Annotated in this window: 19 protein-coding genes; 9 read left to right on the top strand and 10 right to left on the bottom strand. The window is 36.7% G+C overall.

The features are described 5' to 3' along the window. Positions 1-20 precede the first annotated feature (20 nt). From cysK to NC797_RS15305, 3 genes are all read right to left on the bottom strand, one after another. A complete protein-coding gene (cysK, locus tag NC797_RS15315; protein WP_272437691.1) occupies positions 21-941 on the bottom strand; it encodes a cysteine synthase A in 921 nt (306 codons plus the stop codon). 89 nt (positions 942-1,030) lie between these two features. After that, positions 1,031-1,327, bottom strand: a complete 297-nt coding sequence (locus NC797_RS15310; protein WP_272437690.1) for a rhodanese-like domain-containing protein — start codon at positions 1,325-1,327, stop codon at positions 1,031-1,033. Between the two features lie 123 nt (positions 1,328-1,450). Next, on the bottom strand, positions 1,451-2,332 hold the full coding sequence (locus tag NC797_RS15305) for a VanW family protein (protein WP_272437689.1): 882 nt from the start codon (positions 2,330-2,332) through the stop codon (positions 1,451-1,453). A 206-nt stretch (positions 2,333-2,538) separates the two neighbouring features. Here NC797_RS15305 and NC797_RS15300 point away from each other — a divergent pair, with 206 nt between their 5' ends. Then, complete coding sequence (locus tag NC797_RS15300; protein WP_272437688.1) at positions 2,539-3,363, top strand: YheC/YheD family protein; 825 nt, start codon at positions 2,539-2,541, stop codon at positions 3,361-3,363. 14 nt (positions 3,364-3,377) lie between these two features. Here the strand turns inward: NC797_RS15300 and NC797_RS15295 are convergent, their stop codons facing one another. The 4 genes from NC797_RS15295 to NC797_RS15280 all read right to left on the bottom strand — a co-directional run bounded on the left by NC797_RS15295 (position 3,378) and on the right by NC797_RS15280 (position 6,165). Beyond that, a complete protein-coding gene (locus tag NC797_RS15295) occupies positions 3,378-3,905 on the bottom strand; it encodes a hypothetical protein (protein WP_272437687.1) in 528 nt (175 codons plus the stop codon). Further along, positions 3,902-4,378, bottom strand: a complete 477-nt coding sequence (locus NC797_RS15290; RefSeq protein ID WP_272437686.1) for a hypothetical protein — start codon at positions 4,376-4,378, stop codon at positions 3,902-3,904. Before NC797_RS15290 ends, NC797_RS15295 begins: the two co-directional genes overlap by 4 nt. A gap of 274 nt (positions 4,379-4,652) precedes the next feature. Beyond that, entirely contained in the window at positions 4,653-4,919 is a 267-nt protein-coding gene (locus NC797_RS15285; protein WP_272437685.1) for a DUF3006 family protein, read from the bottom strand. Between the two features lie 4 nt (positions 4,920-4,923). Beyond that, positions 4,924-6,165 carry an MBL fold metallo-hydrolase gene (locus tag NC797_RS15280; protein WP_272437684.1) on the bottom strand — a complete coding sequence of 414 codons (1,242 nt, stop codon included), beginning with the start codon at positions 6,163-6,165 and terminating at the stop codon, positions 4,924-4,926. Positions 6,166-6,308: 143 nt separating this feature from the next. Here NC797_RS15280 and NC797_RS15275 point away from each other — a divergent pair, with 143 nt between their 5' ends. The 8 genes from NC797_RS15275 (at position 6,309) to NC797_RS15240 (ending at position 12,859) form a co-directional block, all read left to right on the top strand. Continuing rightward, positions 6,309-6,569: a hypothetical protein gene (locus tag NC797_RS15275; RefSeq protein ID WP_272437683.1), complete on the top strand. Its 261-nt coding sequence runs from the start codon at positions 6,309-6,311 to the stop codon at positions 6,567-6,569. A gap of 113 nt (positions 6,570-6,682) precedes the next feature. Further along, a complete protein-coding gene (locus NC797_RS15270) occupies positions 6,683-6,796 on the top strand; it encodes a YjcZ family sporulation protein (RefSeq protein ID WP_272437682.1) in 114 nt (37 codons plus the stop codon). 458 nt (positions 6,797-7,254) lie between these two features. After that, the gene (locus tag NC797_RS15265) at positions 7,255-8,157 is read left to right on the top strand and encodes a COX15/CtaA family protein (RefSeq protein ID WP_272437681.1); all 903 of its coding nucleotides are present in this window, start codon (positions 7,255-7,257) and stop codon (positions 8,155-8,157) included. A 15-nt stretch (positions 8,158-8,172) separates the two neighbouring features. Continuing rightward, positions 8,173-8,526, top strand: a complete 354-nt coding sequence (locus NC797_RS15260) for a hypothetical protein (RefSeq protein ID WP_272437680.1) — start codon at positions 8,173-8,175, stop codon at positions 8,524-8,526. Between the two features lie 514 nt (positions 8,527-9,040). Continuing rightward, entirely contained in the window at positions 9,041-9,964 is a 924-nt protein-coding gene (locus NC797_RS15255) for a ubiquinol oxidase subunit II (protein ID WP_272437679.1), read from the top strand. An 18-nt stretch (positions 9,965-9,982) separates the two neighbouring features. Next, positions 9,983-11,938 (top strand): cbb3-type cytochrome c oxidase subunit I, encoded by a 1,956-nt coding sequence (locus NC797_RS15250; RefSeq protein WP_272437678.1) that lies wholly within the window; start codon positions 9,983-9,985, stop codon positions 11,936-11,938. Beyond that, positions 11,938-12,561 (top strand): cytochrome o ubiquinol oxidase subunit III, encoded by a 624-nt coding sequence (gene cyoC / locus NC797_RS15245; RefSeq protein ID WP_272437677.1) that lies wholly within the window; start codon positions 11,938-11,940, stop codon positions 12,559-12,561. Before NC797_RS15250 ends, cyoC begins: the two co-directional genes overlap by 1 nt. Before the next feature lies 1 nt (position 12,562). Next, entirely contained in the window at positions 12,563-12,859 is a 297-nt protein-coding gene (locus NC797_RS15240) for a cytochrome o ubiquinol oxidase subunit IV (RefSeq protein ID WP_272437676.1), read from the top strand. A 91-nt stretch (positions 12,860-12,950) separates the two neighbouring features. On the opposite strand, the gene NC797_RS15235 is transcribed toward NC797_RS15240, so the two are convergent. The 3 genes from NC797_RS15235 to NC797_RS15225 form a co-directional block, all read right to left on the bottom strand. Then, on the bottom strand, positions 12,951-13,202 hold the full coding sequence (locus NC797_RS15235; RefSeq protein WP_272437675.1) for a sporulation protein: 252 nt from the start codon (positions 13,200-13,202) through the stop codon (positions 12,951-12,953). Positions 13,203-13,316: 114 nt separating this feature from the next. Beyond that, entirely contained in the window at positions 13,317-14,459 is a 1,143-nt protein-coding gene (locus tag NC797_RS15230; protein WP_272437674.1) for a M20 family metallopeptidase, read from the bottom strand. Positions 14,460-14,553: 94 nt separating this feature from the next. Beyond that, positions 14,554-14,703, bottom strand: a complete 150-nt coding sequence (locus tag NC797_RS15225; RefSeq protein WP_272437673.1) for a hypothetical protein — start codon at positions 14,701-14,703, stop codon at positions 14,554-14,556. Positions 14,704-14,993: the final 290 nt, after the last annotated feature.

Raw genomic sequence — 14,993 nt, 5'->3', positions numbered from 1 at the left:
ATACAATACGATTATTCATGTTATTCATCAAACAAATTCATGCTCAAGTAACGCTCCCCTGTATCTGGTGCAACACATAACACGCGCTTCCCTTTTCCCAACCTTTTTGCAATTTCAATGGCTGCATATACTGCTGCTCCACCAGAAGGGCCAATAAAGATTCCTTCTAATCTTGCCATTTTTTTAAACATTTCGATGGCCTCTTCATCAGCAATTTGGACTATTTCATCGTAAATGTTTGTATTTAAGATGTCAGGGACAAAACCAGGGCTTGTTCCGACCAGCTTGTGCTTACCAGGTTTTCCACCAGACAAAACAGGTGATCCCTTTGGTTCCACTACCGCAATATAAAGTCCGGGTATTTTATCTTTCAGCACCTCTCCTGTTCCTGTAACAGTACCCCCTGTTCCAGCTGTAGCAACGAACGCATCTAACTTGCCATCCATTTGTTCATAGATCTCAAGTGCAGTCGTTGTACGATGTATATCAGGGTTTGCTTGGTTTTCAAATTGATGTGGAATGAAACTATCTGGAATTTCTTTTTGTAACTCTTTCGCTTTCTTAATTGCACCAGGCATTTTTTGATTGCTCGGAGTTAAAACGACTTTTGCACCAAATGCTTTTAGCAAATTAATCCTTTCTTTTGTCATATTATCAGGCATAACTAAAACTGCCTGATAGCCTTTGGCAGCAGCATTCATCGCGATACCTATTCCAGTATTTCCGCTTGTTGGCTCAATAATAGTATAACCAGGCTTTATTAGTCCTTGCTCTTCTGCGATTTTAATCATATTAAAAGCAGCACGATCTTTTACACTTTTACTCGGGTTAAACAATTCTAATTTAACAAAAACATCTGCCGCATCATCAGGTACGAGTCTGTTCAACTGAACGACAGGTGTGTCGCCAATCAATTCTGTTATGTTTTGTACAACTTTCATGGTATTCAACCTTTCCTACACTATATTCATTCCAATTTATAGAGGTTGTTCATATTTTAGAACACGCACTTGTACTTTGGCATCCTATATTACTCCACTTTACCTTCCCATTCTAGCATTCCACCTACCATGTTGGAAACAGAGAAACCGTGATCTTCTAGTAAGTCACAAGCTATTTCGCTTCTTCGACCAGAACGGCATACAAACACGTGTTCTTTCGATTTGTCCAACTCATTCATACGAGACTCTAAAGATCCTAATGGAATATGTATTGCCTCCGCAATTTTCCCTGCATTTACTTCTTGATCCTCTCGAACATCTACAATCATAATGGGTCTTCCTTGTTGGATATAGGATTCTACTTCTTCTGGTGTTACCTCTTTCAAATCATTAACCTCCCTCACCATACTTATTTTCACATTATAACACACAAAACAATACTTCTCCTATAGGTGAAATTCTCTTTAAATGAGAGTTCAAAACACCCATGACTTGCATGCTTCTGGAAATCATTTGGAAACGCTTGGGACTTCGCGGGAATCTGGTTCTATCGCTTCTGATGTTCGAATAATCACACTCATCTTCCCTTGTTCGGCCTTTGCCCTAATTAAGATCGGCTTCTTGTATTTGTTTTTAAATTTAAAATCAGGGCCATACCAACTAACTGTCGCATCGCGGCCAGGTGGTACATATGGCACACTTTTACTATGGGAGTAACGTTGAACAATTTCCATTCCTGCTTGATCAACAGCATTGTACAATGTTGAGGATACTTGGCAGATTCCTCCCCCCACATCTTCAGCAATCTCTCCCTTTACAATCACAGGTGCTGGTAAATAGCCTTTTTCCTTTGTTCTTTTGCCAACAACTTTATTAAATGAAAAAGTTTCGCCTGGAAAGACGACGTAATTATTAATTGCTTCTGTGGCAAGTGTAATATTATGTGAACGTTCCTCATTACCCGTCTTATAATAAGTTTTGTAGTCCCCTATTTTTTTCACTCTAATCTGATCGAGTAATTCGCTGTCTACCTTAGGATAAATCGTCTGTATCGGTATTTGAATCGTTATACGCCCTTTGCGATAAAATGCCTCATAGAACATGACCTTAAACCTTTTCCGATTTAATTTTTTTCCAGGTAATTCTTTTATAATCTTGTTGTCTGCACTCAACGTAGCATCTCCTGGCTCCTCATATATATCTTGATCTATTTTATTCATCAATGTTCCCAGCTTCGAACGTTCTAGTAAGGGAGAACCAAAATATGGAATAGCAAACTGTTGACGTTCAACAGTTTGGAGCGTTTTCCCTTGGTCCGTAATATTGATCTGACTAGGAAGGTCAACTTGCGGTAGAAAAACGAAAAGGATGGATAAAAGAGCTGTTTTCATTATTGGATACCTCCTCCTTATTTAGTATGAGAAAAAGCTGGTAAATCATGTGCCGTTCATTCCAAAACCTCTAGTTGAATGACTTATTTCAACATGGGTCATCTTGCATAGAATAGGTATAGGGATGTTCGAAAAGGCACCATATGGTTTTTTAAAGAGGTTGATCAAAAAGTCACCAAACGATTTCAAAGGAAGGGGGGACATCCGTGGAAGTTCAATTTGATCAGGATCGGCAATTTTTCAACAAGTGGGAAATGTATAAACTGTTAAGCGGAACAGAGTTGGCATGTCATCTTCCAAAAACAAAAATGTTAACCAAGCATACATTAAATGATTTCATTTCAACATATACTTCATTTGTTATAAAACCAATTGATTTATGGGCAGGCAGGTGGCTAAGCATAATAGAGAAAAAAAAGAACGTGTTTGTTTGGAAAAAACAGGGGCATCCAATCAAATATTTTTATAAAAAAGAACAGATAACAAAGGCCCTTCTATACGATTACAAAGGAAAAAAATGCATCATTCAAGAAAAGGCACCGATTCTTTCTTATTTGGGACGTCCTTTTGATATTCGATCACATATGCAGCGAGATAAGAATGATAAATGGATTTACGTTGGTGATGTCGTTCGTGTAGGTGGGAATCGTTCGTATGTCTCGAATGTCTTTACCGGTTATGGTGGCATTGCAGATACTTCCTTTATTTTGAGACGACTATTACAAGATGAGGTAAAAGAGAAGGATGTAAAAAGGAAATTAAAAAAAGTAACGCATCAGATAACGGATACGCTTGACGAATTCCATTATTTTGTTGATATTGGTCCAGACTTTGGCGTGGATACAAACGGAGGCATTTGGTTGCTAGAAGTAAATACCGATGATACATTAGGACGGCCAGATTACAAATTGTTTAAAAAACTTCCGAATACAAAGTTGTATACAGAAATGAAAAAACGAGAAGTATCACGAAACGAAAAATGGTTGCAGGAAAGGCTGAGAAACCTAGGTTTCCTTGATGGAATAGAATGATAAATGTAGCCTCTTCATAGATTACTACCTTGCCACTTTTTGTTTTGATTTCTCAGAAGAGTATGGTAGGCAGTGCGAATATAACTAAAAAGAAGTAAAGTTATGGATTGGGAAACCAAATAAACACTAAAAGAATAAACAGCGCTCCAACCTTTGTAATGGAAAACTTCAAATAAGGCATTGGTCATTTCAAACAGCATACCAAGAAAAGAACAGACAACAATATACAGTACAATTCCAATTCCGCGGATATTAAATCTGTCATAAAAGTATATAAAAAGGTAGCTAAATGGAGCGTATAGCAGATAGGTGACAAAATCAAACAGATCGTATTTCCCTGTGTCATTGATGTCATATAAATCAACTGACGGTGAAGCTAGCAGATGATCGGACAATCTCGCAATCATTACGGATAAAAGCATGACTAGAATGAATTGGCTCCATGGTATTCGCTTTGGCATTAGAAAAACAACAGTATATGAAAGAATAATCATTACAATAAGAAACCATTCATTTTGATCAAACTGTACAGGAAGAATCATCGTTGTGATACCCCTTCTATTTTGAGTATATGTCGAAAGCCTAATAGGAGGAAATAAACGCTTGTTAAAATAATCGAAAGAAAAAGAATCGATTGCCAAGCATTCCAATTACTATAAACGATAACCCCCCACTTCACGAGTATGTATTCATTTCCGTACAAAATCCCGACAAATAACAATGTATAAACGACCTTAGATAATTTTGTTTGTAGTTTCGGAATTAAATTGTAATAAAACATATAAAGTAAAGGTACGATGATTACCTCATATATACGAAACGCAATGAACCATTCTATACTCTTAGTTATTTCCCAAAAATTATGATTAATGTATAAAATAGCAAAGTAACTTGTAAATACGAATTCTAAAACGCAAAAGAGAAATATATTTTCAAGTACATTACATTTCTTTTTCGTTACAAAAAAGGACATTATTAATAAAATGGATAAAATAAATACATATTGCGATTTCATATATTTCAACTCTCATATTCTAAGTTTCAACACATCACTACTATCGCCAAGAACTCCCCTCATCATACTTAGGAACATATCTAATAAGTGCAGGTGTCCGTTAATCAGGCGGATTCTTTTACTTGGCATCAAACTCCTATCGCGGTTATGCGGACACCTTGTCTTGCTATGCGGATTCTCACGCGGTTATGCACATCAGATCACACCAGAAACATCAAAAAAGTCACCAAACAATGGAAGAATATCCTCTTTGATGACTTTCTCCTATCTTATTTTAATTCCTCTTATACTTACTACCCAATTGTTTTTTTGACTTAATTTTATTTCGTAACCTATTTGTTTTTCTTTGTTCTCTTTCAGTCGTTTGTTGATTAAGTGTAATGGATATAATATGATCTTCTTTCATTTCCAGATCAAACCAGGAATGGAGCTGACTTCCGCAAGGCAATTGTTCTTTTGGGATAATCACTTCCTTGTTCCATTCCTCTATCAAAATAACTGCTTTTTCCCCATCTTCTATTCTATCTAGTATACCTTTCATCACTTCATCCCCCTTTTATACATGCTAAACCTTGTTCTTTTATTTCATTTATTCGCCCTGAACCAATTCCATTTATTTTGGTGAGATCGTTCATTGAATCAAATGGCCTTAGATCAATCAAATCTTTAGATCTTTCAGGGCCGATGTTAACAATTTCCTGCAATTCTTGTCTTGATGCGTTGTTTATATCGATGCAATAATCTTCTGAATCTGGAGCCGTGCTTTGCTGTTCATTATCATCCTCTTCGATCGAATTTCCTTCATTTGATGGGACAACACTTCCCTCTTTCTGTGTTTTGACAGCATAACTTTTTCCTGTAGTCGTAACTAATATATTACCATTTACATCCGTTCCATAAAGCTCAATTCCACGTTCATTTATTGCTTCAACCACTTCCTCATGCGGGTGCCCATACGGATTGTCTGAACCAGCACTATAAATCGCAACCTCAGGATTTACTGCATCAAGAAACACTGGACTATTGGAAGTGGACGAACCATGATGTCCCAATTGTAAAATAGTTGCGTTAAGGTTATTACCACTCTGAATCATATTTTGTTCAGCAGCAGTTCCAGCATCCCCAGTAAACACAAAACTTACATCTCCATACGTTAGTTTCATAGAAATGGATTCCTCATTTGAATCTCCAGAAATTGTTTCAGGATTCAGAATGTCAATCTTTAATGGGCCAATATCATATATGTCTCCCGCTCTAGGTTCATCATAATCAACATTCTTAGAATCGATGGCGGTTAAAACCTCTTGAAATGTTTCAGAAGTATTTGTATTTCCAGATAGCCAAACTTCGCCAACCTCGAATTGATTTATTATTTTATCCAATTGCCCTATATGGTCAGCATCAGGATGCGTGCCAACCACAATATCTAGTTTGGATATGCCTTGACCTGACAGGTAATCTACAACATCGGTACTATCCCAATTACCAGCATCAATTAGTAACGTAAAGGAGCCAAATTCAAATAAAGTCGCATCCGCTTGACCTACATCTATAAAATGCACCGTCAATTTCGGTAATGATCGATCATTCGGGTTATTTTCATCGTCACCTTTTTCTTCCGTTTGATCGCCCGATTGTAAGCGATTTTCTCCACGATCCGCTTGGTCAACTTCAGTTGTCGTTTCCTTTTGATCCCCACCAGTATTTGTTTGTACCTCTTCACATCCAGATAAAACGAATAAAGTGAAGAGAAGAATATGAAATAATAGAATAAAGTTCTTTTTCAATCTTTATTCCTCCCTTTTTGAACACGTACTTATTGTTCAATTCTACCATTGACAACAGTTTCTTAACACTACCAAACAAACACAAAGTCAAATTTATGTTTCTGCCATACGCTAATAGCACAATGGAAAAAGGAGGTGCTTATTTGAGGAAGTGGTATCGATACGGAACTAGACTTCCACCACCATATCCTGTGTATGGCAGACATCCGTATATGTATTATGGTGGATACGGTAATCCCATCCACTATCGATTTCATGGACCACGATATGATAACAACAGGATCATTCCGAATCCGAATTGTTTCGATCGGACACATGGTATTTCCCAGAACAATGATTTTATTATTATCATGGTGCTGTTCATTTTACTCATTATCGTTGGTGTAGTTGCCTATCCACCTTAGCCGAAATGATTAGATCAAGACAAAAGTTGATATTTTACAAATGACAACATCTGTCCCTTCCAAACTTCCTTCACAACCATAGAATACAGTAAGTTAATAAGGAGGTGAACACATTGAGTGGAGGATTTATCGGTGGCAACGATGGGTTTATATTGTTAGTTGTATTGTTTGTCCTACTGGTTATCGTTGGTAACAACTACCCAGCAGGCGGCGGCATTGGTTATTAATGAACCCTTGTCAAAGGGTATTCGTAATAATGACCTTACCTTACTTTTATGAGCTAAACGAATGAGTAAGGGACGGAGATGTATGATTTGGAAGCATATCGCTGTATGAATGGGAATGAGGCCACTCTCCCTATATTTCGGATGATGATTTTTCGACTAAAAACTGGTTAACCTAAGTCCCATAACCACCAACTCGCTCACCTACCTGAGCATAGTACTCTCCTAGTACGGACACGTAAGGAAGGGCCCCACCACCCTTCCTTTTTATTGTTGAAAAAACGCGAATTTTGCACACGAACCAAAAAGTTCACATATTAGTCATTGTACTTTAGCATGTAAATTGATAATCTTTTGTATGTAATAGTTAGCTAAGCATAGTAATACTTTAGCCCTATTTTTTTCTACCAAAATTGCAGAATCAGTACAAATCCGATTCCGTTAGAAAGGATTTAAAAAATATGAGACATCGTTTTTCCTTTATCACAACCGTTATTACCCTTGTCGCTTTATTGCTTGGGAATCTTGTTACTGCAACCAACTCTGGGGATGCTTGTGGTGCTAACTGGCCTAAATGTAATGGCAGTCTGTTTCCTAATTTGTCCAATTACAAAACAATCATCGAGTATTCTCACCGCATATTCACAGGTATATTAGGCATTATTATTTTAGTGAACTTATTTATTGCATTTAAGAAAAAGGTTAAGGGGGAAAAGTTAGTAACCATTTTAGCCTGTATTGGTATGTTTATCTTGATTTTGCAATCATTAGTCGGCGGCCTAAATGTTCTGTTAGGTACACCTCCAGGTTTTACTACGATCGATGTTACGGTAAGTCTTAGTCTGTTGGTAAGTTTAGTTTTACTAACAACTGCTTTACAAAGAAAGCCAGTATCCACTCTTAGCAACGAGAACAAATTGCAGCAAAAAAATGAAAAGAAATTGTTTTACCCAATTTTGATTAGTTTCTCTCTCTATTATTTAGAAATAATTATAGGTGCCTTTTTTAAGCATAGCGCTGCAAGTAAGGTATTTCTGGATATTCCTGCTGAGGAACAGTTAATCTATTCTCAGTTTCTTGCCAACCTTCTTTACGATTCACACGGCATTCTAAACTTTGTCATTTTGGTAAGCAGTGTGTGGCTATTGTTCTATTCTTTCCGATTTAGGATCATGAGAACAGTTAGCTCTCTGTTCTTACTGTTTGTACTATTAACCGGTCTAACTGGGTTTATTTCGGTCTTTACAAGTTTAGGTACAATATCCTCTTCCATGCACATGATCGTTTCTTCCATCACGATTGCAATAGGGGCAATAATTCTTGGTAAAACGGCATTTGGAAGCTATGTTTTGATAAAACGTTAAAATAGAAGGTGAAAAATGATGAAGGTTTGGAAACAGCGTTCACTATTAGTTGTTACTTTTCTCAGTTTTATGTTTTTTGGAAGTGAAAGGTTGGTATATGCAAAGCATGCGAAGGCGATTGACATTTCTTTAAACACTTACCCAATTTTTTTATATATAATGATTGCCCTAATACTTGTTCTCATCATTGTCATTATAGTATTTTTCAGGCTTAGCAAAACAATAAAGAATTCAGATGAGAAAAATATAACAGAAGAATTGATGTATCGGAAAAGATTTTATTTCATCTTTATCATAATGCTGGTGATCGGTATCCTTTCATTAGTATTGATTTACCTATTCTTGCAGTCTATGGCACAAACGCATTAAAATTTCTCCCCAATATTAAATTTTTGAACAAAATGTGAACATTTTATGATCATTTTGTGATAAAATAATAATAAATACAAATATTGGGGTGATTGTTATTAATATCTTTAAAATGAATACCAACCAGAAAGAGATGTATGGGCCAATAAAGGTATTAAAACGGATCGCATTATCTTACTTTATTATCGGGCTTTTTCTTTTAAGTTTATATGTAAGCGGTTTCCTTTACTCGGGATGGATTCTCATGGGTGCGGTAGGATTCATTTTGGCTTGGTTACAAATTCTTCTTCTGGCAGCCATCGTTAAAGGATTTTATAAAAATAAACAAGTTAATCAATCAAATCCAATTTAGCTCTTATTAATAAGGGCTTTTTTTTATGCCTTTTTGTCAACATTTCAACAAATATATGACAACTTTCTTACAATAAATAAAGCAATTTGTGAAGTTTCCCATCTTGTTATCACGATTAGCTATAATAAAAATCAAATAGAAATAGAAAGGTAGGGAAGAAATATGTCCTTTAGGAATTTAATGAAGCGAATATCAAAAATTAGTTTGATCCTTTTTCTAACTACATTGCTATCAGCCTGCAGCAATGCTGATTATATTGTGTTGGACCCAAAAGGTCCTGTCGGGCAAATACAGGCTAACTTAATATGGACTTCTGTCATACTATTAGCTTCTGTTATTGTACCTGTACTTTTATTATTTGTTTTTATTGTAATTCGTTATCGGGATAAACCTGGGAATCGAGCACCATTTAAACCAGAATGGGACGATAACAAAACACTTGAAATTATTTGGTGGGGAATACCCATTCTTCTTATAGGTGTATTGGGATTTTTTACAGTAAGGGATACATTTGTATTAGAAGAACCGCCTTCAAAGGACGTAGAGCCTATGACAATCCAAGTAACATCACTTGATTGGAAGTGGCTTTTCCAATATCCAGAACAAGAGATTGCAACCGTTAATTATTTACAAATACCAACAGATACACCGATTAATTTTGAATTAACAACAGATGCGCCGATCAATTCCTTTTGGGTGCCTCAACTAGGTGGTCAAAAGTATACATTACCTGGTAAGACACTTTCTTTATGGCTTGAAGCTGAGGAGGAAGGCACATACTTTGGCACAGCAAATAACTTCTCTGGCAAAGATTTTACAAAGATGAAATTTGACGTTATTGCTAAATCGAATGATGAATTTCAACAATGGGTTAACGAAGTAAAGCAATCGTCTAAGCCCCTGACTTTAAATGATTATCAAGAATTAAGTAAACAAAGTGTTGTCGGTACATCTGAATATTCCACCATACCAGCCGATTTGTTTGAATACATTGTCGATAAAAACGGTGGTCAATATTACAGAAGTAACAACCATACCGCAAGCGATCACGATCGAAAACAACTAGAACTGTCAAATAATGAATAGTCGAAAGGAGGAATAATTATGCTTGAATCAATTAAAACGTTTGCCGCTGATTTTTTTGTTACTGGAGATCCATTGATTTATGGTGCTGACGTTTCGATTCTTCTAGTTACAATTGCAGTTATTTTCGTGTTAACGTACTTTAAAAAGTGGAATTGGCTTTGGCGTGAATGGCTGACAACGGTTGACCATAAAAAAATAGGAATTATGTACTTAATTGCATCTTTACTGATGATGTTTCGTGGAGGGGTGGATGCGCTCTTAATGCGAACCCAACTCGCCTTCCCAAATGCGGATTTTCTTCCATCCGATAAATATAATGAAATTTTCACAACCCACGGCACCATTATGATTTTGTTTATGGCTATGCCACTCATGTTTGCATTATTTAATATGGTTGTACCTCTTCAAATAGGTGCAAGAGATGTTGCATATCCGTTTTTAAATGCAGTAAGTTTCTGGGCTTTTTTCTTCGGAGCAATGCTATTTAACCTATCCTTTGTCATTGGAGGTTCCCCTGATGCTGGCTGGTTAAGCTATGCGCCACTATCAGAGGTGCAATTTAGTGAAGGACCAGGTCAAAACTTCTATATTTGGGGTATTCAAATATCAGGTATTGGTAGTTTAGCAAGTGGAATCAACTTCTTAGTTACGATATTAAAAATGCGCGCACCAGGAATGAAGCTAATGAAAATGCCATTATTCTCTTGGTCCGTGTTATCAAGTTGCATTATTATCATTTTTGCATTTCCAATTTTAACGGTAACGTTAGGACTTTTATTCGTTGATCGCTTCTTTGGTGCTAGCTTTTTTACGTTAGACGGTGGCGGTAATCCGATGTATTACATTAATTTGATTTGGATGTGGGGACATCCTGAAGTATATCTCGTTGTACTTCCTGCTTTTGGGGTATTTTCTGAGGTGGTAAGTACATTTAGTAAAAAGAAAATTTTCGGTTACAAGTCGATGGTTTTTGCGTTATTGAGTATTAGTTTACTATCTTTTTTCACTTGGGTGCACCACTTCTTTACTATGGCCGATTATAAGGTTGATGCTTTTTTTGCGATTACGACAATGGCAATTGCCATTCCAACTGGTGTAAAGGTATTTAATTGGATGTTTACGATGTTTAGGGGAAGAATTCAAATGAAGCCTCCAATGCTGTGGACACTTGCATTTATCCCAACTTTTCTTGTCGGGGGTATGACAGGGGTTATGCTCGCAGTTGCACCTGCAGATTTTCAATATCATAACAGCTATTTCTTAATTGCCCACTTTCACCAGGTATTAATTGGTGGTGTGGTATTTGGTTTCTTCTCTGGTATTTATTACTGGTGGCCAAAAATCTTTGGTTTTACGTTAAATGAAAAATTAGGATTATGGGCATTTTGGCTCTGGAATATCGGATTCTACTCTACATTTATGCCACAATATGCGCTTGGTTTCATGGGTATGCCCCGTCGTTCTTCTACGTATGGTTGGGATATGGGCTGGTGGCCATTAAATTTCGTTTCAACCATTGGTGCATTTTTAATGGGTGCAGGTTTCATATTCCAAGTATGGCAAATAATTTATAGCGTCAGACAAGGGAAAAAGGATACAACAGGCGACCCTTGGGATGGACGGACTTTGGAGTGGTCAATTCCGTCACCTCCACCAGAATACAACTTTGCGGTCATCCCAACTGTTGAGCAGCAAGATGATTTCTGGTATAAAAAACAGCAGGGTAAATCTATGAAACCAACAAAATATAAATCGATTCATATGCCGAAAAATTCCGGAATTCCTTTTATTATGGGCTCTTTCTGGTTTATAGCTGGTTTTGGATTAACGTTTGAATGGGTCTGGCTGGGCATTATTGGACTAATTGGTGTCGCAGTTTCAATCGTAGCTAGGCATTTACAAAAAGAAAGAGATTACTACATTCCTGCAGAAGAAGTAGAAAAAACAGAAGCTTCGATTGGAGGTGCACGGTAATGGAATATGCATCAAAGAACAAGATCAAACACATTGAAGATGAGCATGACCATGACCACGAGCATGATGAAAGCTCCATAAAGACATTTGGCTTTTGGGTTTTCCTCATCACTGACTTAATTTTGTTTGCTACACTGTTTGCTACCTACACCGTTTTAAGAACTCGTTATAACGGGGGGCCAACAGGAGAAGAGCTATTTGAAATTCCAATATTCGTGGCAGAAACATTTATTTTGTTAACGAGTAGTTTTACAAGTGGCTTAGCAACCTTAGGATTAAAAAGGAAAAATCCTAAAATTGTTATAGGCTGGTTAATTGTAACAGCTATTTTAGGATTAGCGTTTATTGGGCTAGAAATAACGGAATTTACAACTCTCGTTGAGGAAGGTGCAGCAATTTCGACGAGTGCCTTTCTTTCTGCCTTCTATGTTTTAGTAGGGACGCACGGAATTCACGTTTCTGCCGGTATCATTTGGATGGCAAGTACGATTATTCAAATAGCTCGCTACGGGATTACGAAAGATACGGAGCACAAAACATATATTGTCACCTTATACTGGCACTTCTTAGACGTTGTCTGGATCTTTATTTTTACCGTTGTCTATTTGATAGGAGTGATGTAGTATGTCTAAAGAAAATCAAGAAATACAAAAGGATTTCAATGCTTACGTTATTGGGTTTTCGCTTTCCATTATTTTAACGATTATTCCTTTAGTACTCGTCTTGTATGGTATGTTGGATAAAACAATGCTCATCATTGCTATTCTTTTAGCTGCTAGTCTCCAGTTTCTTGTCCAAATTTATTACTTTATGCATTTGAAAGAAAACAAAAATCGGGGTTATATCCTGATCACATTGGCTGTCGGCATTATCATTGCTGTTACAGTTGTCGGTGGTTCTGCATGGGTAATGAATTTTTAAAAAATTTCTAAACAAAAACACGTTGTCCATTTTGGGGCAGCGTGTTTTTTTAATTACGTATTTATTTACGTTTCGAGAGCTTTTTAATTCTCTAGTATAACAATTCATTTATTTCATTCAATTGATAGCCACGTTCATGATCACCAGATTTGTTTGCATGGTGTATTTCTCTTTCTAATATTTGGCGTAGCATTTGTGTATCTTCTTGAGAAAGATTCCGAACAAATGATTCTTCTGACTGATCATTATGTGCCACCATCTTTTGATCAATATCATAGGCAGCATGATTATCTTCAATATAATTAGATAATACTTCATGTAAATACTGTAATGATTGATCCATCAAATCATCCTTTCCTTCTTAGCCTTTCATTATAAGGTTAGGATGTTTCTAATCTTTTGGAATATGTATGATGGATACATTTTTCGTCTACTCCAAAAATGTGTTCGGTAGTTGTCATGTGTGCTTGTCTGTTAATTGCTGAATAATTGTTGCCAATAAAAGGGTCCGCGGTAAAAGAGAAGGTATGTCCATATATTCCTTCTCACTATGAGGATTTCCGCCTACTGGGCCTAAACCGTCAATGGTAGCAATGCCGAGTGCAGAAGTAAAGGATGCATCTGAACCACCACCAGTATTTGTACCTTCAATATTGACACCAATTTCATCACCAATGTCTTGAATAATGCGCAAAAGGGATTCATTTTCTTTATTGCTTTCCATTGGTGGCCGATTTATTTCACCTTCAAGCAGTGTCTTTGTCCCAGAAACATCTGTTGTAGAACAAATTCTTTCTATGCTTCGTTCTAAAGACTCTGCTTGTTCTAAATCAGAAATACGTACATCGATATGTGCGACCGCATGATCAGATATCGTATTGACAGTTGAACCACCCTCAATTAATCCAACACTTACACTAATTCCTTTTTCATAATCTGATAATTCATGCAGTTGAATCACTTTATGTGCAAGTTCTTCAATGGCACTTCTTCCCTTTTCTGGTTCGATTCCAGAGTGTGCCGCCTTGCCTTCAACGGTTAACGTGTATACACCATTCCCTTTTCTTGAAGTAACAAGCGAGCCGTCAGATCTTGCTGGCTCCATGACTAAAGCGTACTTTTTACCTGCTGCTTCTCTTTCGATTAAAGAGCGCGACGTCAACGATCCCATCTCTTCATCACTGTTTAAGATGATTTGTATGTTTTTGTAACCCTTCTTTTGTTGATGAACTAATAGTTTCACTGCAAATAGCAATGAAACGATACTAGATTTCATATCAATCACACCTGGACCATATGCTCTATCACCTTTTATATGAAAAGGGCGCTCTGATGCAGTTCCTTCTGGAAAAACAGTATCCATATGGGCAAGTATAATAATGTCGGGTTTCGTTGCCTCTTCATGCTGAATGATGAGATGATCGCCATGTTCTTGTTCTTCCACTACATCTACCTTAAAGCCAATTTCTTGAAAATGCTCTTGTAGAATCTTTCCTATTTCGTTAACGCCGTCTTTATTTATGCTTCCACTATCGATGTTTACAAGCCTTTCAATCAAATCAATCATGTTCTGCTGTTGTTGTTCTAAAAATCTGATCATATTTTTCCCCTATCCTTCACAAAAAAATACGTTATATATAGTATACTACATTTGGAAAGGAAAATTTAACATAAGTAAAATTGGCACGACTAGCTTAATCCTGCGTATCTTGATCTTCAACTATTTTTGCGATGCCACTTGCATGCCATCGTGCTGCAGTTTCATCTTGAATCACATATACCTTACCCTCTCGGAAAATTTCCCCATTGTATGCTGATTGAACGAGCATCATTACTTTTTTCATATCGGTTTTCTCCTTTTTGTTTGTTACTCTTTAAGTTAAAATTGTATATTGAACTACCCACCACTTACAAAAGAAAGTTCGCTTTCTAGAAATGGGGGATTCTAATGAAATAGACATACACGGTTTATGTTGTGTATGACCGTATCCCGTTCAACTAGGATATGGTTTTTCCACTTTTCAGCTTGGACAAACTTTTTTGCTCTAAATCTGTGAGAGCACCTAAAGCAAAGATCTCGTTTGTGGTACGAAACTTGTCTAAGTCAAAAAGATCTGATTGGTAGAATGCATGT

Source organism: Terrihalobacillus insolitus (assembly GCF_028416575.1).
GTDB classification, from domain to species: domain Bacteria; phylum Bacillota; class Bacilli; order Bacillales; family Amphibacillaceae; genus Terrihalobacillus; species Terrihalobacillus insolitus.
The sequence above is the reverse complement of the archived record's forward strand: the minus strand, read 5'-3'. Positions and strand labels throughout refer to the sequence as shown.